At 41.5% G+C, this 24,255-nt stretch carries 19 protein-coding genes and 1 tRNA gene; 2 read left to right on the top strand and 18 right to left on the bottom strand.

Annotated features, from left to right (window positions below):
* Position 1: 1 nt before the first annotated feature.
* The 6 genes from T487_RS0114835 to T487_RS0114810 all read right to left on the bottom strand — a co-directional run bounded on the left by T487_RS0114835 (position 2) and on the right by T487_RS0114810 (position 6,792).
* Positions 2-1,792, bottom strand: coding sequence for a thiamine pyrophosphate-dependent enzyme (locus T487_RS0114835; protein ID WP_031577917.1), 1,791 nt, complete (start codon positions 1,790-1,792; stop codon positions 2-4).
* A gap of 150 nt (positions 1,793-1,942) precedes the next feature.
* Positions 1,943-3,031, bottom strand: a complete 1,089-nt coding sequence (gene mutY / locus T487_RS0114830) for an A/G-specific adenine glycosylase (RefSeq protein ID WP_031577916.1) — start codon at positions 3,029-3,031, stop codon at positions 1,943-1,945.
* Positions 3,028-3,504, bottom strand: coding sequence for an HD domain-containing protein (locus T487_RS0114825; protein WP_031577915.1), 477 nt, complete (start codon positions 3,502-3,504; stop codon positions 3,028-3,030). Before T487_RS0114825 ends, mutY begins: the two co-directional genes overlap by 4 nt.
* Before the next feature lie 22 nt (positions 3,505-3,526).
* The gene (locus T487_RS0114820; RefSeq protein WP_031577914.1) at positions 3,527-4,432 is read right to left on the bottom strand and encodes a radical SAM protein; all 906 of its coding nucleotides are present in this window, start codon (positions 4,430-4,432) and stop codon (positions 3,527-3,529) included.
* A 127-nt stretch (positions 4,433-4,559) separates the two neighbouring features.
* Positions 4,560-5,447: a hypothetical protein gene (locus T487_RS0114815; protein WP_051651760.1), complete on the bottom strand. Its 888-nt coding sequence runs from the start codon at positions 5,445-5,447 to the stop codon at positions 4,560-4,562.
* Between the two features lie 31 nt (positions 5,448-5,478).
* Complete coding sequence (locus T487_RS0114810; RefSeq protein WP_143004601.1) at positions 5,479-6,792, bottom strand: PGN_0703 family putative restriction endonuclease; 1,314 nt, start codon at positions 6,790-6,792, stop codon at positions 5,479-5,481.
* Between the two features lie 417 nt (positions 6,793-7,209).
* On the opposite strand from T487_RS0114810, the gene T487_RS0114805 reads away from it, so the two are divergent.
* Entirely contained in the window at positions 7,210-7,626 is a 417-nt protein-coding gene (locus T487_RS0114805) for a hypothetical protein (protein WP_031577911.1), read from the top strand.
* A gap of 53 nt (positions 7,627-7,679) precedes the next feature.
* Here the strand turns inward: T487_RS0114805 and T487_RS0114800 are convergent, their stop codons facing one another.
* The 4 genes from T487_RS0114800 to T487_RS0114785 all read right to left on the bottom strand — a co-directional run bounded on the left by T487_RS0114800 (position 7,680) and on the right by T487_RS0114785 (position 10,107).
* Positions 7,680-8,234: a hypothetical protein gene (locus tag T487_RS0114800; protein WP_031577910.1), complete on the bottom strand. Its 555-nt coding sequence runs from the start codon at positions 8,232-8,234 to the stop codon at positions 7,680-7,682.
* 134 nt (positions 8,235-8,368) lie between these two features.
* Positions 8,369-8,839 carry a methylated-DNA--[protein]-cysteine S-methyltransferase gene (locus tag T487_RS0114795; RefSeq protein WP_031577909.1) on the bottom strand — a complete coding sequence of 157 codons (471 nt, stop codon included), beginning with the start codon at positions 8,837-8,839 and terminating at the stop codon, positions 8,369-8,371.
* 104 nt (positions 8,840-8,943) lie between these two features.
* Positions 8,944-9,019 (bottom strand) — tRNA-Val (locus T487_RS0114790).
* Positions 9,020-9,240: 221 nt separating this feature from the next.
* Positions 9,241-10,107 carry an NYN domain-containing protein gene (locus T487_RS0114785; protein ID WP_036909600.1) on the bottom strand — a complete coding sequence of 289 codons (867 nt, stop codon included), beginning with the start codon at positions 10,105-10,107 and terminating at the stop codon, positions 9,241-9,243.
* A gap of 370 nt (positions 10,108-10,477) precedes the next feature.
* Here T487_RS0114785 and T487_RS0114780 point away from each other — a divergent pair, with 370 nt between their 5' ends.
* Positions 10,478-11,062 carry a hypothetical protein gene (locus tag T487_RS0114780; RefSeq protein ID WP_031577907.1) on the top strand — a complete coding sequence of 195 codons (585 nt, stop codon included), beginning with the start codon at positions 10,478-10,480 and terminating at the stop codon, positions 11,060-11,062.
* A gap of 85 nt (positions 11,063-11,147) precedes the next feature.
* Here the strand turns inward: T487_RS0114780 and T487_RS0114775 are convergent, their stop codons facing one another.
* The 8 genes from T487_RS0114775 to T487_RS16765 all read right to left on the bottom strand — a co-directional run bounded on the left by T487_RS0114775 (position 11,148) and on the right by T487_RS16765 (position 24,250).
* On the bottom strand, positions 11,148-12,221 hold the full coding sequence (locus T487_RS0114775; RefSeq protein ID WP_031577906.1) for a branched-chain amino acid aminotransferase: 1,074 nt from the start codon (positions 12,219-12,221) through the stop codon (positions 11,148-11,150).
* Between the two features lie 326 nt (positions 12,222-12,547).
* Entirely contained in the window at positions 12,548-13,348 is an 801-nt protein-coding gene (locus tag T487_RS0114770; protein ID WP_031577905.1) for a hypothetical protein, read from the bottom strand.
* A gap of 155 nt (positions 13,349-13,503) precedes the next feature.
* On the bottom strand, positions 13,504-16,563 hold the full coding sequence (locus T487_RS0114765; RefSeq protein ID WP_031577904.1) for a PAS domain S-box protein: 3,060 nt from the start codon (positions 16,561-16,563) through the stop codon (positions 13,504-13,506).
* A gap of 1,196 nt (positions 16,564-17,759) precedes the next feature.
* Positions 17,760-19,289, bottom strand: coding sequence for an Ig-like domain-containing protein (locus tag T487_RS15640; RefSeq protein WP_036909598.1), 1,530 nt, complete (start codon positions 19,287-19,289; stop codon positions 17,760-17,762).
* Positions 19,290-20,038: 749 nt separating this feature from the next.
* Positions 20,039-20,374 carry a prepilin-type N-terminal cleavage/methylation domain-containing protein gene (locus tag T487_RS0114755; RefSeq protein WP_031577903.1) on the bottom strand — a complete coding sequence of 112 codons (336 nt, stop codon included), beginning with the start codon at positions 20,372-20,374 and terminating at the stop codon, positions 20,039-20,041.
* 12 nt (positions 20,375-20,386) lie between these two features.
* The gene (locus T487_RS0114750; RefSeq protein ID WP_031577902.1) at positions 20,387-21,493 is read right to left on the bottom strand and encodes a DUF7305 domain-containing protein; all 1,107 of its coding nucleotides are present in this window, start codon (positions 21,491-21,493) and stop codon (positions 20,387-20,389) included.
* An 854-nt stretch (positions 21,494-22,347) separates the two neighbouring features.
* Positions 22,348-22,701 carry a hypothetical protein gene (locus T487_RS0114745; RefSeq protein ID WP_031577901.1) on the bottom strand — a complete coding sequence of 118 codons (354 nt, stop codon included), beginning with the start codon at positions 22,699-22,701 and terminating at the stop codon, positions 22,348-22,350.
* 1,177 nt (positions 22,702-23,878) lie between these two features.
* The gene (locus T487_RS16765; RefSeq protein WP_036909595.1) at positions 23,879-24,250 is read right to left on the bottom strand and encodes a type II secretion system protein; all 372 of its coding nucleotides are present in this window, start codon (positions 24,248-24,250) and stop codon (positions 23,879-23,881) included.
* Positions 24,251-24,255: the final 5 nt, after the last annotated feature.

Genomic DNA, 24,255 nt, shown 5'->3' with positions numbered 1-24,255 from the left:
ATTATGCCTCCTTCCTGGATGGTTTGATGGCGCCCACAGGGCACACCTGGGAGCATACGCTGCATCCTACACACATCTCAGGGTCAATGAAGGACTTGAGGCCTTCAATCCCCTTATATTCCTTCATGCGGATGGGCGGACAGTTGGTTTTTACGCAGCTTCTGCAGCCGATGCAGATGTTGGGATCCACATAGTAATGGGGCTCCTTGATTTTGAATTTCAGAGCGCAGGGTCTGGTGGCGATGATGACAGAAATGCCTTTTTTCTTCACTTCCTCTTTCAGCGTATCCCGGAAGAGCTTGTAGTCAAACTGGTCCACATACTGCACATTGTCAATGCCCATGGTATTCAGAATGGCTTTGATGTCCATATGCATGTCATCATTGACGTCGTATTTTCCGCTGGACCCGTTCTGCTGGCCGCCAGTCATGGCTGTGGTGCCGTTTTCCAGCACAATGAAGGTCATATTGTCCTTCTCATCCAGCTGGTGGAGAAGATTGGCAAAGCCGGTCATGCCCGAGTGGAAGAAGGTTCCATCTCCAATGACGGACACAAGGGGCTTCTCGCTGCCTTCCATTCTCATGATTTTATTCATGCCTTTTGTAATACCTACAGTGGCACCCATGCTGATCATGCTGTGGGAGGCTTCAAAGGCCGGAAGAACAGACATAGAGTAGCATCCGATGTCTCCCATGACCGTGACTTTCATCTTCTTCAGGATGTCAAAGACAGGCCGATGAGGACAGCCGGAGCAGAACATGGGCGGTCTTACGACCACAGGGTCTTTGTCAAAAGACAGGAATCTTTTCTTTGTGAGAAGGCCTGCTTTTAGAAGTCCTTCTTCGATTTCTTCGGAGTTCTGCTCTCCGGTGAAGGAGAACCATTCTTTTCCTTCGCAGTGGATGCCCATGAGCTTCAGCTCATTTTCTATAAATGGCATCATCTCTTCAATGACGATGATCCGGTCATACTTTTCCCGGAGCTCTTTCAGTCTGCGCGCACTTAAGGGATACACAAGACCTGGTCTGTAGATGCTGTAGGGCACCTGAAGCTCTCTTAAGTTCTCATAGACAAGACCTGTGGCTACGAGAAGCACTTTGGAGCCTTCCACCTCATGGTAGAGGTTCATGGGGGCATCATAGGCATACTCCGCCAGAGCCTCCAGCCTTTCCTTCATGGCATACTGCCTGGCATGGGTGATGGGCGGCAGCATGGTGAACTTATTGTTGTCTGGCGTGAATCCTTTTGGTTTATGCTCTTCACGCTCTCCTAAGGTCACAATGCCACGTCCGTGGCAGACCCGGGAAGTCACATCCACCATGAAGGGCATTTCAAACTGCTCTGACAGGGTCAGTCCCCACTTCACAGAGTCTTTCACCTCCTGGCTGCTTCCGGGATAAAGAATGCCCATGTTGGCGAACTTTCCGATGATCCTGTTGTCCTGCTCATTTTGAGAGCTGGCCATGCCAGGATCATCTCCCGTCACCAGGACAAAGCCTCCTTGAGTGGGTGTCTGAGTGAAGGTCATCAGTGGATCCATGGCCACATTGACACCTACATGCTTCATGGATACCATGGAACGGGCACCATAAAAAGAGCTGCCGATGGCTACCTCCAGCGCCACTTTTTCATTGACACTGAACTCTGCATAGATTTCTTTGTATTCTTTCACTGCTTCTAACAGCTCAACGGTGGGTGAACCTGGGTAGCTGGATGCAAGAAGTCCTCCTGCTTCGTAGAACCCTCTGGCGGCAGCTTCATTACCGGTCATTACTTTTCTTGTTGTCTCCATATGTCTCCCCCTCTATATTTATAAAATTATGTCATGTTTACCTTTACATTTTAACATTCTTTTTCAATCCTTGGAACTCTATTCACAAAAGGTACCTCATTATTGCAGATTTTTTTCACAAAGTCAGAAAGAGAGGTCTCCCCTCTCTTCTCACTCCACCTCGTTTTCGCCCAGTTCTTCGAAATAGTCCCGAAAGGCTGTGGCCAGGCTGTAGCTGCTTCTAATCTCTTCTCTTGTGAGAAACAAAAGTTCCTCTAAGGGAGCCTCTAGTTCCACCACAAAAGCCTTGAGTTTCCATAGAATATGAGTAAACAGAAACTTCTTGTCTTTCAGAGGATAAATGGCAGAAGGTTTTCCTCCGAGATTTTCCACCCACTCCTCTATAAGATGGGCATCATAGTGTCCTTCTTCATGAAAAAACTCATAAAGACCCGCAAGGAGGGCTCCTTCCTCCCTTTTTCGTATGCCATATCTTCCTTCATGACGGAAAATGAGCACCGTACGCTCTTCTTCCCTGCGCTCTTTCTTCTTGACCTTCAGCGGAATCTCATCCTGAAGGTTCTCCTTATAAGCAGTGCAGGAGTCTTTCACGGGACAGATCCCGCATCTGGGACTTCCATTGGGAATGCACACTAGAGCGCCCAGCTCTATGAGGCCCTGATTAAAGTCCCCCACCAGAGTATCTGGTAGAAGCCCACGGACTTCTTCTTTGATCTTTTTCATGACAGAGGGTTTTTTCAGGTCCTCCCGGATTCCCAGAAGTCTTGCCATGACCCGGTACACATTGCCGTCCACGGCGATTTCTTTCTTTCCGAAGGCTTCTGAGGAAATGGCGCCTGCGGTGTATTCTCCAATGCCCTTGAGCTTTAAAAGGTCTTCATAGTTCTCCGGAATTTCTCCCCCATGCCGCTCCATGATTTCTCCTGCAGCGACTTTAAGGTTCCGTACCCGGTTATAGTACCCAAGGCCTTCCCAAAGCTTCAGAAGAGTTTCATCTTCGGCATTGGCCAAAGCCTTCACTGTATCATATTTCTCAATGAATCTGTAAAAATATGGAATCACCGTATCCACACGGGTCTGCTGGAGCATAATCTCTGAAATCCAGATGTAGTAAGGTAGTGGAGTTTCCCGCCAGGGCATGGTCCTTTTATGCTCATGGAACCAGTCCAGAATCTTTTTTTGAAAGTCCTCTTTAGGTAAGAGCGCTTCTGTGTTTTCTAATTCATGCTGATTTGTCATTTTCTTTCCTTTCTTTTTGTAAACCCTAAGGTGTCTTTGATGCTGACAATTTTATCCGCCAAGGTCACCAGGTAGCTTTCCCGGTATCGGGGCAGCTTTATCGTCAGGGGCCACATATGCTTTAAAATGATGTCTTCTTCTACAGGAGTTAACCTGAAATACTTCATGGCGTTTTTATGGGCAGTCCTATGATGGTGGAGTCCATGGAGCCTCTTTCTTTTTGGGTCTGGCACATGCCAGTCATAGAGATAAAAATCATGAAGCATTGCGCCTTTGACGATGCTTTTCTCATGAAAGGACCAAGGCAGCCTTCTGGAAAGAAGAAATGCGAGCTTTGTCACTTCCAAAGAATGGTCATAGGTGCTGGTGTCCCCATGCTGAATAAAAGTTTTCATCCGGAGCACTTCTTCATGCTCATGTATGCCCTCCATATAGCGCAGGAGAAGTTCTTCCTCCTTTTTTGTGAGCTTCATCAAATGCATCAACTCCTTTTATTTAAAGTCCTTCTCCATTAAATGGAGGAATAAAGCTTTCATCTTGGGCTTCTCCTTCCTGGATGAAGGCTTTTCTTATGCCCAGAAGCTGCGCAAAGGAAATGAGTTCCTGATACTCTTCCTCTGTGAGCTTTCTTTGAAGCTCTGGGTATTTTCTGGACACCTCCAGGGGGGTGTACTGGTTCATAATGCTGAAATAGACACCGTTTCCGAAGGTGTCTTTCAGAAGCATTAGGATCTCTTTAGAGTCCCCTAGGCTTCCAGGTAAAGACAGATGCCGGATGATGGTGCCTTTTAGGAGCATCCCTTCCTCATCAAAGACCGGCTCTCCTGTCTGGCGCACCATCTCCTTCACTGCCTCCAGGGCAACAGCTTTGTAATCTTTGGTCCTGGAATATCGAAGTCCCAAGTCTTCGTCATAGTACTTAAAATCCGGAAGATAGATATCCACAAGACCATCCAGCATCTTCAAAGTCTCCACTTTTTCATAAGAGCTGCTGTTGTACACAATAGGAAGCGTCATGCCAAGGCTTCTGGATGTAAGGATTGCCTCCCGGATCTGTGGCACATAGTGGCTGGGGGTCACCAGATTGATGTTGTGGGCTCCTTTATGCTGAAGCTCCAGAAAGATTTCCGAGAGCCTTTTCACAGATACCTTCTTCCCATATACACCTAAGGCAATCTCATGGTTCTGGCAGTAGACACACCCCATGTTGCATCCTGAAAAGAACACCGTTCCTGAGCCTCTTTTCCCGGAGATGCAGGGCTCTTCCCAGTGATGAAGAGCTGCCCTAGCAAGAATCACTTCCGCAGGGACTCTGCAAAATCCCAGATCCCCTTGATTTCTATTGACGCCGCAGTCTCGAGGACAGATCCTGCAGTCTTCCATTTCTTTCCATGTTTCCATCTTTCTTCACTCCAATTCATCTTCCATTATACCAGAGGAAAGAAAAAGAAAAACAGATGCATCCCTTCCTGTGGTAGAGATGCATCTGAAAATATGAAAATCTGATGATCTGAAAACTTCATTTATTTTAGTAAGGCTGGATTTTCCCAAAGGCTTTCAGAAGCAGAAGATTATGGATGGAAAGATCGGATCTCCAGAAGTTTCTGGAAACGTAGAAGCTGTCCTCATAGGCTCCCCATGCCCAGTTGATGTCCCAGTAGCCCTCTTCCTGAAGACTACCTTCCAAAAACTCCAGGTCCTTATCTACAAGATCTCTCATCTTTCTATAAAGTGGATGATCCGGAGACTTTATGATGTGTGTGGGCCGTAGCACATAGTTTTTAAAGTTTGCGGGATTCTTTTCTATGTTCTTTTCTATAAGCTCATTGAGCCGCTCTTCATCCAGGTACGGACGAAGTTCTTCCAATGCAATGAGATCATGCATGGAGAAACTATCTCCTTCCATGAATTCTTTTTTCAGCTCTTCCATTGTGTTCAGGGCAAGATAATAAAGATCCGTCTCATACTCACCCTTGTCCAGGATGAACCGGAGAAGAGGTGCGGTGGGATTATAGCTGCTGAAGGTGCCGTCTTCTTCTTCAGCGCTCCACCAGGGTGCATGAGGGTGGTTCTCGTTTTCTTTCATCGAAAACAGCCATCTTCCATGACGCTTCCCATGACCCGAGGCCAGATACCGGAAGATGTTCTGGATGAGAGGATGGCTCTTGTCCTCTATCCCCAGTTCTTTCAGAAGAAGAATGCCATGGCAGGTGGCCATGGGGGTGGAGGATGGATTCAAAAAATCTGGTTCCAGACCATGTCCCAGGCCGCCGTCCTTATTCTGGTAGGCAGAAAGAAGGGTGAGTATTTCTTCCGTTGTCTCCCCTTCAAAATGAATCTTCCATCGGATGTAATCCAGGGGCCTGGCATTTCTTCGGATGAATGTTCTGATTTTAGCAAAAGTGTCCTGATTCATATAAACCGTCTCCTCTTTTATAGGATGGACCTTAATATCTGAAGTACTTGTCTTTAAGTTCAGTCTCATAGTACCTGGAGAGCTCCGGATCGGAGAGCTGATTCAGAAGACTGTCAATGACCTCTTCCCAGACCACGGGATAAAAGTGTTCTCTTCCTTTTTCAGTGAGCACATGATCTTTAAAATACAGCGCTTTTTCGCGCAGCTGGAAGTTTTCTCTTGGGAGAAGCACCAGCAGTCTGCTCTTTTCCTTCAGATGCAGGAGACTTCTCATATAGCGGTATTCTTCCATGAAGAAGGCTTCGTTCTTAAAACGGTCTTCAATCATGTCACTGGCTAAAAGAAGAGACTCATAGACCGCAGTGTATTTCTCCATAAAATTCTCTTTCTCTGCTCTGCCGAAACATCCGTCTGTATAGTTCGAAAGGATATAGAGCTCTTCCTCCCCTTGAAGCTCTGCATGAAAATCAAAACAGGATTTTCTTCTCACAGAGGTCTCCACAGGAGACAGTTTAGAAAAAGAAAGGTGCACCGGATCATATCCCTTGGGGGCCTCAAGGCCGAAAAGAGAAAGAAAGCTGCTTAATTCTCCTTTTTTCAGGAGCGGATAAAAGAAATTCACACCAAGAACCTGAGAGGAATTGAGGTGATGGGAAAATCTGTGCCAGTGTATACCAGAAAGATAAGGTGAGGTGATGAGATCTTCCCGTACAAGGGGCAGAAAGTTCTCATGATAGTTCTTTTCTGGAAGGATGTGTCCATAGGCTTTCCCTCGCACCGTGCCCTCTTCTTTGATCCGAAGAACCTTTTCCCGATATCTCTCCATATGGCTCAGCACCTTCTCCCGAAAAGCTCTGCCGTCATAAAACGCAGACTCATAGGCCCAGGTGAGGCTTACAGTGGAAAGTTTTGTGCTGGGAAAGTTTTCATCTGCAAGAAATAGAAAGGCACTTTCCTGATGAAATAGCAGCTCATCGTTACCTGGGTCTGAAAGATCTAAAATGGCTCTAAACATAGATGCTTCCTCTATGACACCAAGATGCCCTGCTTTAGAAAGGTTCTTTATGACGACAAGAAGTTTCTCCGCACCTCTCTCAGACAGCGCTCTCACTTCTTGGGCAGTAATCTTCTCTCCATCCAGATATAGAAGATGGTACCCTTTCGTTGCAGCATAGTCTTCCAGGTTTTCCAAAATACCCTCTTCATTGCCCGCATCTCTTATCACCAGAAGCTTCTTCCGTCCAAGATGTTGCGTCAGAAAATTCGTGAACCCCTTCTTATCCTGATCCAGTTTTGCTGCATCGTCTGTCATGGGATGCCCCACTTTCAATAACGTATTCTCCACAACCATTCCTCCACTTGCTCATTATTTCGTAAACATTTACATGACTCTATTTTAACGCAGAAATACCTAAAACTGTTTAGAAATTCACAAGATTTACAAAAAATACAGGATTCACGAGTTTCCATCGAAATCTGCTGTTTTCTGGTTTCTTTCATAGCTGAAGGAAAAGATTGAAATGCTGCCATAATGTCATTCCTTTGAGGAAGAAGCAGCAAGATGACAATACAGATGTGTTAGATTGAAACAGCACTTCCGATTCTAATTGTGGATGTAGAGGTTTATGGAGAATTTATGTGTGCAATTTAAAATCCTAAAACATAAAAGTTCAAAAATTTATTCTATTTCATTTTATTTTTATTGTTTAACAATAAAAATATGTTATAATACAGTAACAACCAAATTTTAGGAGGTCTATTTATGACATATAATTCCAAGAACCACACTGGCTTCACTGCGCTTCTGCTTTTCGCAGCACTTACCTTCATGCTCTTATCAGGTTGCAGTTCTACAGGAAGTGAAAAGGATGCAAATTCTTACCAGGTAATCATCGAAAATCAATCGGAAACTGAAGTCTATGAGATTTCCTACTCAAGAGGCGGAGAAGCTTATGAGGCTGGAGGCGGTATGTTCGCTGACGGATCGCCCATCAAAAAAGGCGACGATTTTTCTTTCACCTTTAGAGAAGAACCTGGAACGCTGAATCTTGTATTTCACGATAAAGAAAAGGAAGTCATTGCAATGTCTTCCATTACACCAACCTTCAATGAGAAGAGAGAATCCACTTTACTCTTGACTTCTGTGGACGGAAAACTGACACTTTCAAATGAGAACTAAAATTTCAGACCATCATAGGAAAAGGCACTCCAATAACATGAAGTGCCTTTTTTCTATGGTATGAATCTTGGCTCGTCCGGATCAAAGGGATTTCTTTCATCCACACTGCCATGATAGGGTTCACGGTTTCTGTCCAGCCTGTGAAGTGCTTCTTCTTCAGTGATACCCAGGGCGTCTTCTTCCTCCAGGTCACGGCCAGGCACTTCAGTCTCTTTCAGATCCGGTCTGATGAATCTGCCTTCTTCCTCCGGCATCTCATACGTTCCCGGGGTGATCGGCACTTCGTCTTCCTCAGATTTCTTGTCCCCAAGAAAGAGAAGAATCTCTCCGTCCATGAATTTTTCTGTCAGATGCCTCATGGTGTCTTCATCCAGATGCTCCTGATGCATTGTGGTGAGGACTTCCAAAAAGCTGTCTCCATGGTAGATCATGCCTACAGGAGCATCAGTATAATATCTGGCATCGTGGCCGCTTCGGATTCTCTCAAATGCGTAAGGGACCCGCGTCAGCACGGTCACTTCTGTGTCTTCTGTCAAAAGAGGCTCCAGATCTTTGATGGCCAAAGCCGCCTCTTCTTCTGTTCTGTAACTTCCTGCATATTGTTTCATTATTTGCTCATTCTCCTTTCTTTCTTTGGTTTCTGATCTTAGTATAGACTTTACCAAAGAGATGAGGACAATTCTTAGCCAAGGGGTAAAAAACTCGTAACATCAGAAGTGCTCTGTGTTCATAATTGTGAAGCCTAAAGCATAGATCCTTCTAGACGAAGAAGGGCTTCCTTGATTGGAAGGCCTCCCCCATAGCCCACAAGGGCACCATTTTTTCCGATGACTCTATGACAAGGGATGAAGATAGGAATGGGATTTCTGTTGTTTGCCATGCCCACAGCTCTTGAGGCTTTCTCATTGCCACAAAGCTTTGCGATTTCCTGATAAGACCTGGTCTCTCCTTTAGGTATGGTGAGAAGCGCCTCCCACACCTTCTTCTGGAAAGGTGTCCCTTTGGGATTCAGGGGCAGTGTGAACTGATCTCTCTTACCCTCATAAAACTCCTGAAGCTGCTTTTTAGCTTCGAGCATCAGTGGTGTGTATTCTGTGTTCTTTTCCTCTTCTGCCTTTTCCTTGCCGTCAAAATCCACTGCAGTAATATATCCATCTTCCTCTGTGAGGATCAGCTCTCCTAAAAATGTATGGATGACACCTTTCATCTTCATTATATTCCCTTCTTTCATGTTTCTATTACTCTCAGTATACTCAAAAATCAGCATAAAAAAAGAAACTGGATCTTCTTTCGTAAAAGAAATCCAGTTTCTTGCTATGGTGGGAAGAACAGGACTCGAACCTGCGACTTTCACCTTGTCGAGGTGACACTCTCCCAGCTGAGTTATCCTCCCATAGGGCAGTTAAACCTGCTTCTTTATTATAGCAAAGAAATAGATTTTGACAAGGTTTTTACGGGAAATATTTTATGAAAGGCAGTGAAGACTTTATGCCTGCTCCTGCGCTTTTCCTCCAATTCCCGTGATGCTCAGGAGTTTATCTTTACCTTCATAAAAGGAAGCACCACAGAACGTTCTTCCTGTGATGCTTCCAGGATGTATCTCCTGCCTGTTTTCTACTTTTTCTTTTTCCTTCGGTATACGGCTCTCTTAGGTGGTGCTTGTGGTTTTGCCTCTTCTTGAACTTCCTTGCCTTCTCCTTTTAAAGTGACCCACACAGAGGTGCCGTCGCCTTTTGTATGGAATTCAAGAAAATCAAGTTTTTTCAGGAACTTGGACAGTTTGTTGTCTCCATAGTTTCTCACGTCAAAATCCGGATATCTTTTCACCAGCCGGTTTCCGATTTCTCCCATGTTCATGCTCTGGGTCTCTGCCTCATTCATCATTTTCAAAATGGTGGACTTGATTACTTCCATATCCGTCATGGACTTCTGGTCCTCCAGCTTTTCGCTCTTGCCGTTGGTCTTTATGGGCAGTGTCTGTTCTTTGGTTTTTCCGTCGCTGCCAGCGGATGCTTCTTTCTTCGGTGTCCTTGCACCTTCTTCAGAAGCCAACAGAACATCCAGATACTTGAACTGATTGCAGGCTGCAATAAAAGGTTTGGGTGTTTTCTGCTCTCCCATACCCACCACCAGCATACCGGATTCTCTCAGTCTCGAAGAGAGCTTTGTAAAATCGCTGTCACTGGAAACGATGCAGAACCCTTCCACATTGCCTGAATAAAGAATATCCATGGCATCAATGATCATGGCAGAGTCTGTGGCGTTTTTCCCAACGGTATAGCTGTACTGCTGAACCGGCGTGACACTGTTTTCCAGAAGGATGTCCTTCCAGGAAGCAGATCCTGGCGAAGTCCAGTCTCCATAGATTCTCTTGTATGTGGATACGCCATAATTGGAAACTTCATCTAAAATATACTTAATATACTTTGCAGAGACGTTGTCTGCGTCTATGAGTACTGCAAAGCGTTTTTCTTCCACCATGTATTTCTTCCCCCAATGAATATTCTTTTCTCTTATCATAACACGAAATGTAGCGCTCCATATAGTAGTCTGCCATCTTTTTGAAACATTCTTCATTTCATGGAAGTTTTTCAAGTTGAGCCTTCTGTCTATGTGGCAGAAGGCTACAACGGTAGATTCATCCTAGATTGTCATAGAGAAGGAAGCTTTCACCATAAAAGTCAAAATACAAAATACAGCGTGTATTAATATTTTTGTTTCTGGATTCACAAAGAGAGAAATAAAGACTATAATGATACTATTCGTTTTTCTACTATTTTATGAAAACATCATGGAATTATAAGAAATCTATACTATACTGGTAAAGTACTAAAACAAGAGAGGAAATTACATGGAAAAGAAATATATCTACCTGGTTTTCACGAAAACAGGCACATGGCTTTCCAGAGCCATTGCTACTTTTTCAGACATGAAATATGTCCATGCCTCCATCAGCTTTGATGAGACCTTTACAAAAATGTACTCCTTCGGCAGGAAGAATCCCAACAATCCCTTTTCAGGCGGATTTGTGGAAGAGAACCTCAAAGGCGGTGTCTACAAGAAATTTACCGATGCCCGATGCCTCATCTACAAAGTGAAGGTCACACCGCTGCAGTATGATTCTTTAAAGCATGAGCTGTCAAAGTTTCAGAATGAAGCGGAAAAATATCACTATAACCTGCTGGGGCTTCTGGGCGCAAAGTTCGGGATCCCACTGAAACGGAAACATCATTACTTCTGCTCCCAGTTTGTATCAGAGATCCTCATCAACAGCAAGGTCTATGACATTGACAAGGAACCGGAGCTTATTGCACCGGATGATCTCTACAGCATGGAGAATCTGGAACTTCTTTATGAGGGAGTCATCACACTCTATGAACACCAGCCTGAACCGATCAATATGCCTCAAGTTCTGAAAAGTCCAGCCCTTACCTAGGCAATTATTTTTTTATTATCCTTCTGTTCAGAACAAAAGAATCCCTCCCGTCATAGGATGACAGGAGGGATTTTGCTTTATACGTTTATTTCTCGAGTTTTTCCATCCACTGGAAGGTATCTTCAAGCTTTCCGCTCTGGATGCCTGTGAGGCCATCATAGAGCTTCTGGGTCACCTGGCCGATGCCACCGCTTTGAACAGTGAAATCTTCCCCCTTATAGGTGAGTCTTCCCACTGGGGAAACCACCGCTGCTGTTCCTGTACCCCAAGCTTCTTCCAAAGTGCCGTTTTTCGCGGCTTCAATGAGTTCATCTACGCTGATGAGGCGTTCTTCCACTTCATATCCCCAGGATCTTAGAAGTTCCATGCTGCTCATTCTGGTGATGCCTGGAAGAACGGAGCCATTCAGAGCTGGTGTGATGATCTTACCGCCAATTTTGAACATGATGTTCATGGCGCCTACTTCTTCAATATACTTTCTTTCTACCCCGTCCAGCCAAAGCACCTGGGAGAAGCCCTTTTCGGAAGCTCTCTTGGAAGCTCTAATGGAAGCTGCGTAGTTACCGCCGCATTTTGCGAATCCTGTGCCGCCACGAACTGCACGCACATCCTCATCTTCGATCATGATCTTGATGGGATTGATGCCTTCTGGATAGTAGCTGGCCACAGGGCAGGTAAGAATGCAGAAAAGATAGCTGTCTGAAGCATGTACGCCCAGACCCACATCCGTTGCAAACATGAAGGGTCTGATATAGAGAGACGATCCTGGAGCAGATGGCACCCAGTCCTTGTCCACTTCTACAAGCTTTCTCAGCGCTTCCATGAACATATCCTCATCCATGGCTGGCATGCTGACTCTTTCTCCGGATCTTGCCATTCTCTTGATGTTCTCGTAGGGTCTGAAGAACTGAATCCCCCCGTCAGGTCTTCTGTAGGCTTTCATTCCCTCAAAGATCTCCTGGGCATAGTGGAACACCATGGCGCCTGGATCCATGGGAATGGGTCCATGTGGTACGATTCTTGCATCGTGCCATCCGTCTTTACTGTTGTAGTCCATCAAAAACATATGATCTGAAAAAGTCTTTCCAAACTTCACTTTGCTGATGTCCTGTGGAATTTCCCTTTTATCTTCTCTCAGCTGAATTTTGATTTCTTTGATCACAAACAACACCCCTTTTTCACTGTTTCATAGGTTTATTATACCGGATAAAAGTGGATGTTCAATCTTTGAACGCCTTGAGCCAAGCTTATGTAAACATTATCATCATAAATATTTCCTTTTTTTCTTGACTGATTCATAAGGATATTTCGGAAGGAGTGTGAAATTTCCGATGCAAAGACCTTTCCCCTAAAGAATTGCTATATCTTTATTTTTTTGCCAGGTTCCTGTTTTCATTGTTAATTTATTCGCAGTATCCAGCCAGTATTCTGATAAATACGCAGTTTCAATGAGATTTCAAAAAAGTTTACTAAGACCTTACCCCTCTATTTCTTCGTTCTTTTCTGGGAAAAGAACACATATCCTTCTGCCATAACAAGGAGAAAGATCGAGACCCCTGCGGTAAAGAGGATCATGGGATAGGCTTTGTCAAATCCTTCTGGTTTCAGGTGCTTATAAAGAATTCCCCCATAGGCCCAAATAAGAACAGCACCATAGGCCATATCTCTTTGAGAAAACAGGGTAAGGATCCCGATGACTGTGCCTGTAAAGAGGATCAGCACCGTCCAGAGGTTCTCAGAAACACCAAAGCCGTTCCAACTTACATCCACCAGAAGCGTTGTTACATTAGCGATGGTGGCCACAGTGATCCATCCAAAGTATACGCTAAAAGGAAGCCTTACGAAGAACTTCTCCCGGAGACTGAGAACTGCGGACTTTGTCTGGAGATTGATGTAGATGAGACAAAGAAGAAGAATCAGCATGAGAAGAAGAGAAAAGGTAATCTCCTCATAATGCCAGGTAAGGATCCAGAGACTGTTCACCACTGAGGAGATGGAAAAAATGATGCTAATACGAGAAAGCAGCCTGCTGTTTCCTGCCCTTGCGCCACCTTTGAAAACACCCAGCTGGTATAGCACATAAAACCCCAAAAGAAGATAGATGACGCCCCAGATGGCGAAGGTGGTGCCGTCTGGCGCAAAGAGATTGGGATAAGAATCCGAAATTTCCCCTGTGCCTTTTCCGTTGATGGGCAGAATGTTCGCCAGGGCGTTCATGAGTATCATCAGTAAATAAGTAGCCGTGACAATGATCCTTAAACTGAAGTTTGGTGTTTTCTCATTCATTTTTATGTCCTCCTTCTATTCTTTTTTATATTCAGCATACAACAACTGCTCTGCCTTTTGTTCTTTCTGTATAAGGATTCATAAATTGTTTCAAGATTCTAAAAATAAAGAAGCTCTATCTCTAAAATGCAACATTCTAAAGACAGAGCTTTCATTTATATTTCATTCAGCACTTTCTGTATAAACAGTTCTACAAGATCCGGGTCAAACTGGATGCCGGAGAAGTTTCTCAGCTCTTTCACTGCGTCTTCTTTGGAAAGAGGCTTCCTGTAGCTGTGTTTTCCGGTCATGGTTTCATAGGCGTCCGCAACAGAAATGATGCGGGCTGCTCTTGGGATGTCATAGCCTTTCAGGTTCTGAGGGTATCCTGTACCGTTCCACCATTCATGATGGCTGAGAACCACTTCGGCGATGTGTTTATATTCATCCACTTCCTTCAGAAGCTGGTATCCAAGTTCTGCATGCTTTCTCACCTGGCTCACTTCTTTATCTGTGAGCTTTTCCTTCTTCTTCAGAAGTTCTTTGGGCACCATGACTTTTCCGATGTCATGATAGTTGGCCGCAAGCCTAATATTCTCCAGTTCATTTTCTTCCAGTCCAATAACCTGAGCAAGTTTTATCGCGTAATTGGAGACTTCTTTTGCGTGGTTGATGACTTCAGGGTGCTTTGTGTTGAGTTTTTGCACAAGCTTTTCCATGGTTCTCTTCTTAACGGTTTTTCCGTATCTTAGTTTGTTTCTGTACATGTTGTTGTCTGCTTCTGCAAAGAGATCATCAAAATGCTCTTCTGAGTGCCTCATAACAGAGTATCCGATGGCCAGAGACACATGCATGGATTCCACATGGGTCTTGGAGGCCACAGAAACAATACGGTCTTTGAGCGCCTTCGCTTGGGCTCTGTCACTGTTTGGAAGAAGGATGACAAACTCATCTCCACCGGTTCTGCAGATGATGTCTCCAGGCCTTGTGACTTCTTTGCAGATTCTGCCCACGGCTTGCAGGAGAGCGTCTCCCACGGAATGCCCAAAGGCGTCGTTGGTGAGTTTCAGTCCATTGACATCCACCACCATGATGGTGAGGGGCAGTCCCAATAGCTCTTCTTTTGAAGCGATAGTCTCATTTAAGAATCTTCTGTTGTAGAGCCCTGTAAGGGCATCCCTGAAACTGAGGTCTTCTATGTTCTTCATTTCCGCCCGGCGTCTTGTGACATCTTTAAACATCACCACTGCGCCAATGGTTTCACTTCCACTGCCTGAAATGGGCGAGGCTGAAAGTTCTACAAAGACTGCACTGCCATTTTTTGCTACAATCCGGTGATCCTGGGAAAACTCAACGGTCTCGCTTCGGCTGATGCAGTCTTTGGCAATATCTCCGATTGGATTTCCATTGCGGTCTTCCACATGGAGAATTTCTTCCAGTTTCTTTCCGTAGGCCTCATCCTGATTCCAGCCAGTCATCTGCTCGGCCATGCTGTTCATGATGATCACAATTCCATGATCGTCTGTGGAAATCACAGCGTCTGCCGCAGAATGGATGGTGTTTTTGAAGAGATCTTTTTCAATGAGGAAGTAGCTCTCCAGCTGTTTTCTTTCTGTGATGTCCCGGATGAAGTTGATGAAAATGGTATCGGGATCGCTTAAAACAGACACGGAGATTTCCACGTCAAAGGCTGTTCCGTCTTTCTTCTGATGTCTCGATTCAAAGAGCGCGGATCCAGTTTCCAGGATTTTCTTGGTTCTTTCCAGAACTCCTTCTTCCTCTTCTTTCACCGTATGGATAAAAATAGAAGATCCGATGAGCTCTTCTTTGGTGTATCCGGACATCCGGCAGTAGGCTTCATTGACATCGATGATGATCAGCTTCTCATTCACTGCGTAATAGCCGTCAGTGGCGGTCTCCAGAATCTTCTGAAGATACAGTTCCCTGGTTTTTCTTTCTTCTTCCGCATGGATTTCCTTGGTGATGTCTCTTTGATTTCCGAAGAAGCCAAGAACTTGCCCATAGCTGTCGTACAGGCATGTATAATCACTGGAAATATATAGAGTTTCTCCGGATTTTTTCTTCTTTTCCAACACCATCTGGTGATGGCCTTTATGGAGAAGGGACAGCCAATGGTCTTTCCCTTCCTCGATATCCGTAAAAACTTCTTTCACAATGGTGTTTTCCAGCAGTGCGTCTTCTGATATGCCATATAGACTGACCATGGCAGGATTGATGCGGTTCATTTTCAGGTTATGATATATCTCTTTCAGAGCGCTGTCATGATTCTCTTGTCTCCACTTTACAGGATGGTCCAGCATCATGAAAAATTTTCCGCTTAAACTCTGGGTAAAGTAGATGTCCAGAAGTCTTTCATTCTCTTCCAGGCGCTCTTCTGCGAGCTTCCGCTCTGTAATGTCACGACTGACGCCAAGTACGCCCATGAGCTGGTTGTTCGGTCCAAAATATGGGGTCTTCAGTGTTTCTATATAGTTTCTGGAACCATCATTTCGGGTGTTCCATTCTTCGTTTTTTCTTGGGGTGAGATCTTTAAAGATCTGCTGATCTTTACTGACAAAGATATCTGCAATCTCATCGGTGTACAGATCATAGTCATTCCTGCCTAAAATCTGCTCCTTTGGCAGATTGAGAAGTTCTGCAAAATTTTTATTGCAGCCTCTGTAGACCCCATGGATGTCTTTAAAGAACACCAAATCATAGATGGAGTCTAAAAATCTGTTGACGGGACTATTGAGGTCCGCAAGGCCCAAGACCATATTCCCATCATAGTTTCCATGAGGGTAGTCCAGGCTTTTTTGCGCGTCATGTTCCTTTCTAAAGCTTTTGTCAATATAAAAAGGCGCATCCACATAGGCATAGACCCTATAGAACTCTGTGGTACCATAAATCTCACCGGTTGTAGACTTGGAAATTGAAATAAGTCCACTAAGAACCACTTCCCCGCCAGATGCACTCACAAAGGTCAGTTCCCTTTCTCCGGGTTCCTTTCCTTCTTTCACCAGCTGCAACACTTCCTCATAGGTTCTTCGTGAGGATGGAGATAGAAGTTTCCAGACGTTCAGATATTTCATTTCATTATCTGTATAACCTAAAGTTTTTCTAAAGGCATCGTTGTAATACAAGAAATTTCCCTGTAGATCAATGGACTGTATCATGGCACTGGAATAGTCCATCATGCATTTCCAATCTATTGGGAGACCGTCTCTATTTTCCATTCCTTTCCTCCTGCATTCACCTTCGGATTTTTTTCATTTGATTATGCTCAAACTATGCTGTTGTCAGTATGTTTCATCATTTAATTATAATTGAAATATTTACCGTGTTCAACTATATCCTTTGAATATAGGCTGTTTTTTCATGATATATTTTCTAATGATTAACTTTTCTAATGATATTTGAATAATGTGATATTTGGAAAGCTACTATATTGTCCACTTCCAAAGTACAAATCCAAATTACTGCTCTTGTATAACTCAGGCATGCTGGTTTCAGAGATGAATAATCTGAAAAACAAGGATGTATCTAAGACAAAATGACACTGCAATATGGACATTGCAGGAGAAGATGAACTGTCCCTTTGTGGGAAGCGATGCAGAAGCAGATGACCAGATAACTTCATCATAACCGAATAGAGGTTGATGCTTTCGTCTTTTCGACAAGAAATTTTGCATACCTAATATGGTCAAATATAAGGTATCAACTGGAAAACATTGTGAACAAGGCCATTATTGGCTGACCTTCCTTGATAAACAAGGTCATATGTGCCTCATCCTTTAATATTCTACTGCCATGAGTCTGCTCTAGTCCGGACTAGTTTTTTCGACCATCGTTATCTGGTTAGGTCATGAAAGTATTGTAACAACTAACTAGTATATGGTGGCCAATATTAATCATTAAGAAAAAAATTAAGAAAAAAATAGGAAAACTAGCTTTTCTTTGGGAGCCATATAGTTGTAGCATCTAGTGCTGCTATCTATAGCATTATGGGGAAAGCTAATGCGAATGGGCTGAATACCCATTTGTATTTGTAGGAGTACGTGAAGAACAACGACGGATAAGAGAATCTAGTGTAACCAATCTTGAACTGACAAGCCATGGAACAATAAATAAGAACGATCGTTCACCATAAAGGTAAGGACGAGGCCAAGTAGCTGCTACCTTTATCGCTAATAATCACACTAGCGCACTTAGATTTCTATACGGTACTTTATTGTCTTCATACATTTGGCACGACTTAGATAACACAATAAGATAAAAACAGAGACAGTTACAATAGCCGCCTCTGTTTTTATCTTATTATTGAAAGTATGTATAAATTGACTTAAGGTATTCATTCTCAAAATAAAGATTAACATTACATTATCCTAGCGAATTATAGATCCGCTAGATTAGATAAATTATAAAGTATTCTTTAATCTTCCTGGGCATCTTCAATACTAAATTTTTCACTATTCTGCCAACCATCTCTTCTAATGTATATTTCCTGTATACCTTTGTCTTTAAATAAGTTTATCTTGTTTATTTCAACCTCACCAGTAGATCCTATCACTTCAGAATTAATCTCGCTTCCATCCTTTTTAATTAATATTACTGTAGCACCAATATTACCACTTACCCTTATAATACTATTATCACTGTTGCCGTTTGCTCTATGCAAAATATACACATTATCTATTATAAGCTTTTGATTAACAACTACTAGCTCTAATTGAACAAATCCGGAATATCCTGCTACCATACCAGAATACAGTGTGGTTCCTATAGTTGAAGTGTCGATAGTAGTATTATTCCATGTCACTGAAACAAACTTTTCAGTTCCATCACTCATTATAGCTGGAACATTTTTGGGAAGCTCGTAGATTGAACCTCTAAGTTTTTCGACCCTTATTTTATCTATAGATTCAATAGAAACAGTTGGTTCGTTTATCACTTCGAGGTACAACTTAATAATTTTATTATTCCCATAAATATCTACATATCCTTCTACTGATCCATTTGCTTCGTAAATTCCAACTTCTGATGTATCTAAATTCTTATCCCAGCTGGAAACTTGAACCTCTAATGTTAATTCTTCTGAAGCATAAATTGACTCAACTTTGGCCGATACTTTTGTCGGCATACTAAATTCTTCATTTAAATTCTTTTCTATTGTAATGTCCTCAATATTTACAATTTTAAAGTCACCAATCAAAACGCCCAGCGTTACTGTATCATCCGTACCAACTACTCTACCAACACTCGATTTATATCCGCTCACTGAAGTATCTATTGATGAAGGTTGCCACTTCACAGCCACTTCTCTAGAAGTACCATCAGACATTATTGCCATAACTCTCTTAGGCATATTTATTATTCCACCTATAACAGTGATTACGGAAGCTGGATCTATCAACTCAGTTATTGAAACGGGTTCAACACTATCAGCATTATTTGTTGTAAATTCTATATAGCTTCCGGTAGAGTCACCTGAAATAGTTTTCGATAGATTCAAGCCAATTACTTCAGTTTTAAGATCATATATACTTGTACCTTTTTTACCGATAGTATAGCTTACTAGATTTCCACCTCTATTGCTTTTATTCACAATAAAAGTATAATCTCCGTTATCTGACGCTCCAATAATTTTAGTCGGATTACCATATTCCTTATATATTAGTTTGCCGTTTTCTACGTAAATCTGATGTGCTCCTGGTTCTGGTGTCATATTTATATTATTTAATATTTTAATCTTGTCAGCGTAGCGTATTTTCTTGGCAATAAAATCTGTTGGCATTCTCACATCAAACTGATTATCAGCAGTTCTATTTGTTAAGGTAAAGCTTTCTAATCCAAATAAATTGAGAGATAATATTGTAGACATCACAATACCAAGAATTGCTAGAGTTACAATAACTTCGACTAAAGTCAAACCTTTATTAGAGCTTATCTTAAATTCTCTCAATATATTCACTCCTTGTATTGTATATTTTATCTTTGTTTGTTATTTAATTCTTAACTTGGATTGGGGATCATATCACTGGATAATGCAGATATGGAACATGATTCATCTGGGTGAGGCTAATCACTCTTATTGCTAGACTGGAATCGAAAGAGCGCTTCTCAGCCGTTATGTATAGTGTAAACGCATAAGCTGAATCACATCCTTGCATGTTTCTCCGATCGTAGTAGCATCGGGCAGCTACTATGATGGAAGATCCAAATACTCATGAAAGAGCTTATTTTCAGACGATCAGTGCTAGGGATATGGTCCTTGCCACCAATGCTCTTATGATCGATAGTTTAAGGGATAAATTAAATCACTGCTGAAGGACAATAAAGAAGCTCTGGTGAACATTCCTTACATCTCTCGTATTGGTCCTATTTATACAGCGAGAATCCTAACAGAAATTAAACAAATTGAGCATTTTGAGAACGAAGGCAAATCAGCAAACTACCCTGGATTCCATTGGAAGCGAAAGCATTTCAAGTCTCATGAGTATAACATACTTCCCTTGATTGGACTGATAATCACTACCTACATTATTAACTAGTTGGTGCTGCCATCTCAGTGATGCTCATATCCTCACTAAACCCAAGAATGCTAGCTAGTGTTCTTCAATGGGTTTCTTTACTATTGCAATTATTCTCCAGCAAGATTTAGTTTGATACAAACTTCTTTATTCAGTCATTTGACTTAATACCACAAGACTTTTAGTTTATTGGTCTAAATACTGTAATATTTGTACTCACATTTCCAGATTCTTGAGTGAAAACATCAATAGCTCCAGGTACAACAATTTCAGTACCGTCGTTAAGTATTATTTTTAATGATGATGTTCCGTCAATCCCTGGAACACTAAGACTTGCTTCAATTTCTGCATGATTATCAAACACTACATAAGATTTATCACCAGCGCGCTTAACTAAAGAGAATCCTGTAGTAAATATAGAAAGAAAACTAACTGTTATAATTCCAATTATCGCAATTGCTAGAATTACTTCAATTAATGTCATTCCCTTATTATTATTATTATTATTATTATGCATTCCAATACCTCACTATTCACTCCAAGTAGCTCTATAATAACCGACAGATTGAGATAGGTTTAAATCTACCATACTACCTGTGCTTTGTGTTATTGTATAATTACTGCTAGGTCCCCAAAATTCTCTAGCGATAAATGATGCTTTTATATTGCCATTGCCACCACCGTTAAATTCAATTATTGCATTTGGTGCATAAACTACTACATTTGATTGAGATGATGCTCCACGGATTGATATTTTTTGATTAGTATCTGAATATATGTATAGATCTGTATAATCATCAGTGATAATGGAACTAGTACCTTTTGTTTCTATTAAACCCGTTACAAATAAATGGACTTGACCACCACCTTCAACTAAAAACTCAGTGTTTCCTCCGATATCAATGCTATCGATTTTTGCATATAATTTACCATCTACCAAATCATCTACATAATCGTTTGTATTGATTCTGATGGTACCGGTGTTTATCGGAGTAGGAAAGTCGTCCGAGTTAGGATCTGGCAAATAAATTGGTTCTGATAATTTATTTACAACATAGCCTGAAGAAACATACCCTTCTGCCGAATGAATATCAACTGTTGACGCACCAATCCCTAATGTTATATTTCCGTTGATCAAGCTACTTCCAAGATTCATAGCAGCACTATTTGTACCTATATTGCCGTTTATATGTGTTTTTTTAAGATCTATAGTATCTTTAGTAAATATTGCATGATCTAATATATTATTTTCTTTCATAGTTAGATAAAGTTTGGATTCTTCAAATCCATCTACACCATATGAGATCGACTCAATAATAAACTCATGTTCAGTTCCGGTGACATAAACTTCAAACCCTTTACCGTCGATACTACCAATTGCTGGTCCTTTTTTTGATTGTTCAATAACTTTACTTAGCATAGATGGATTTTTAATCAGGTATGCTGCCATTGCATCTGCACCTGCTCTTGCAGAATAATAGTATTTTATTTTTGTTTCTTGATGGACTGCTTGCTTGTTTTCAGATACAGAAAGAGAGAGGACAGAAACACCTAAAATAGACATAACAAGCAAGAGGATTAGTACAAATACTAAAGCACTACCTTCATTTTTACGTATCGGATTTACTTCAATCATAACAAGACCTCCTCTAAACCATATGATTTATAATATATACTAAATTTCAACCGAGATTGATACACTTCAGATAAGTTATTAATATACATGCGGATAATAGCCATAATGAATGGAGTATTATTCGCGGTGTTTAGTCATTAGTGATGCAGTTATCCATTCATATGCAACCACCGCAAATAAGACAATATTCACAATCTATCTCTAACATTTTTGAGTTATTTTTATTATATTATATCAGATTTCAATTGTAGTATCACATTTTAGACAGAATAATTTGATATATTGAATATTAACTCCTGAGTTTCGAGACGAATAGCACTTCAACCCCGTAATCCATTTTGTATCAATGGTTTACGGGGTTGATTTATCATGAAATAGTACAGTAGTTTTAGGTGCTAAGTTATCAGTTTTTTTCGGATATCGAACCGATACTGTTTGAGCTCAGATAACTTTGGAAGTCAAAGATCTTTTTCAATGCCTAAAGCTCGGGTTATTGTCCTTAAGTCTTCAGTTACCCGTGTAGTTAAGAAATATCCTTGCGGAATTTCTATAGCAATGTATTCTTTCAGTGCTACCTGTACTCTTTTCGCGCTGAGACCAGCTTCCCAGTCAAATTGACTTATTGTAGGTGCCCCCGTTGACTCTACTACCTTATTCTGTTTGAGTCTCATCATCGCTAGTGTAATGAAGCAAATTAAGAAGTGGGCATTGAGAGAATTAAGCTTGCCATTTCTACCCGAAACTTATGGACAGTAAACACCATCAGTTTCGGGATATTATATAAAGTCATTAACACTTGAGTTTTATGTTTTTGTGTCCAAACAATTAGATTCATTTTATATGTCGTTTATAGTCTACTCTCTTTTCTGATATGCAATATTAGCAAGGTCCAATACTTCTTGTGTTTGTTCTTCGCCGTATCCCAGTCTTTTCATTGCCCACATGATAGCAATTTCCTTTTTTCTCATACCGATATCAACATTTTTATTAGAGATTTTAATACGCATTTCTAAGTCATCTAACGTCATCTTCTGATCATTTATTGGATTCGATTTGACCTTATTGTATCTATCTATGAGCCATTCTTTCACCTCATGGATAATTACATGAGTAGCATCTACACCTATATTTTTTATATCCAGGGCTCCGGCATCAAGAATGCTATTAACCACCTCTTCTCTACGAGTATGTTTTATTTTATCAGCCATAATTAACCCCCTATTATTTTCATGTTTTTCTTTGAGCAGCAACACCTTCGTAAATTGGTTCATATTTATAATGAATAACTGATTCAATAAGCACTGCTGTAAAAATGCCCATGTTTGAATCAAGTAATATATCTATACTACGACAGTTATACTTTATTCATTTTCAACATTATTTTCATGTATGACTTTATCTTGCATTCAAACATCTGATAAAACTGATACTGCTAGGGTACTTTGGGCAGATCTTGGATTATAATGCAGACTCAAAACCTAGCATTACTACTCGGTCAGAGTTTTCCAATTTTCAAAATTCACCTTCACACCAAAATGCATAGATACCTATCATTCCAATTGGCAAGCTCCTAGGTTGGTGTGGTATTTCTAGTATCAACAATATCATATATGGTTTTATCGAGAGGCTTTCCGAGCACACTCGTCACTTCACATATGATTTTATCAAAGTCATTTACAAAATCCAAAAGAACCCTCCTTTCATAATCGCTAGAATTATCCTCTAAACATGTCGATCCTGGCCCCATCCAACCTAATCTAATCACTCATTTATATTCAAAACATCTTTACTGAACACTACAAGCCGATTTTATCAAAATCGCACTGACATGTTCAAAATCGTGCCTTTGGACTTGTTCTCACGAACAGATATTTTAACAATCTCTTCACTTTAAATTTTCACTCTAAAACCCCGAAAAGGATTTATTTCAAGCCTTTTGCACACACTTACTTCTCTCCCTTGACATCAATACTACCATCTCAACGTGTTTAGAGTTGAATTGATAAATACCATAGTCCACTGTTTAAATCCAATCTTTTATCGTGGCTCGTACATGGAAACATATCGAAGTACAACCTTAGTCTGTAGGAACATATCAGTCTCATTTAGTACTTTTAGATGGAGGTAATTCTTATTTCCGTAAACACATGATATTCTACCCTTAGCTCATTATCTGCACTCAATCCTGATTACAGTAACCTCTTCTGGAGATTTTCACGATCTACCACTAATCTCAGTATATCACAACGCCAAATTACCAAAGTTCCACAATAACACCAGAGGCTCAGAATCGTATGATTCCAAGCCTCCTTGTTGGTTCTAATATAATTAATTGTTACTATCTTGGGACAATTCTTCAAAACAATATCCCTGTTCTCTTTCTATTTATTCAGGATATTTCGAATCGCCTATTGTTACTATTAAATCATTATTTGCAGGATGTCCAGAGAATGTCGGAGTTACCGTAACTTGATCTACATACTGTCCCCAACCATCGTCACCGTCTTTGCTCCAATTTAAGTCTCCATCAGCATTAGGGTCCGCGAGCCTACCTGCAGCATAAGCACTTTCGGCAGCTCTATAGATTATTGCAGCATCTGCTGCATTTTTAGCTGAATTAGCGTCATCTCTAAAACCACTTAATCTTGGTAATGCTATCGCAGCCAAAATCCCCAAAATAGCAATAACAACAATCAGTTCAATAAGGGTGAACCCCTTCTTGTTTTTCTTGAGCTTGGTTAATAAATTTTTGTTCATGTTCA

The organism is Proteiniclasticum ruminis DSM 24773 (genome assembly GCF_000701905.1).
Taxonomy (GTDB): Bacteria; Bacillota; Clostridia; order Clostridiales; family Clostridiaceae; genus Proteiniclasticum; species Proteiniclasticum ruminis.
The sequence above is the reverse complement of the archived record's forward strand: the minus strand, read 5'-3'. Positions and strand labels throughout refer to the sequence as shown.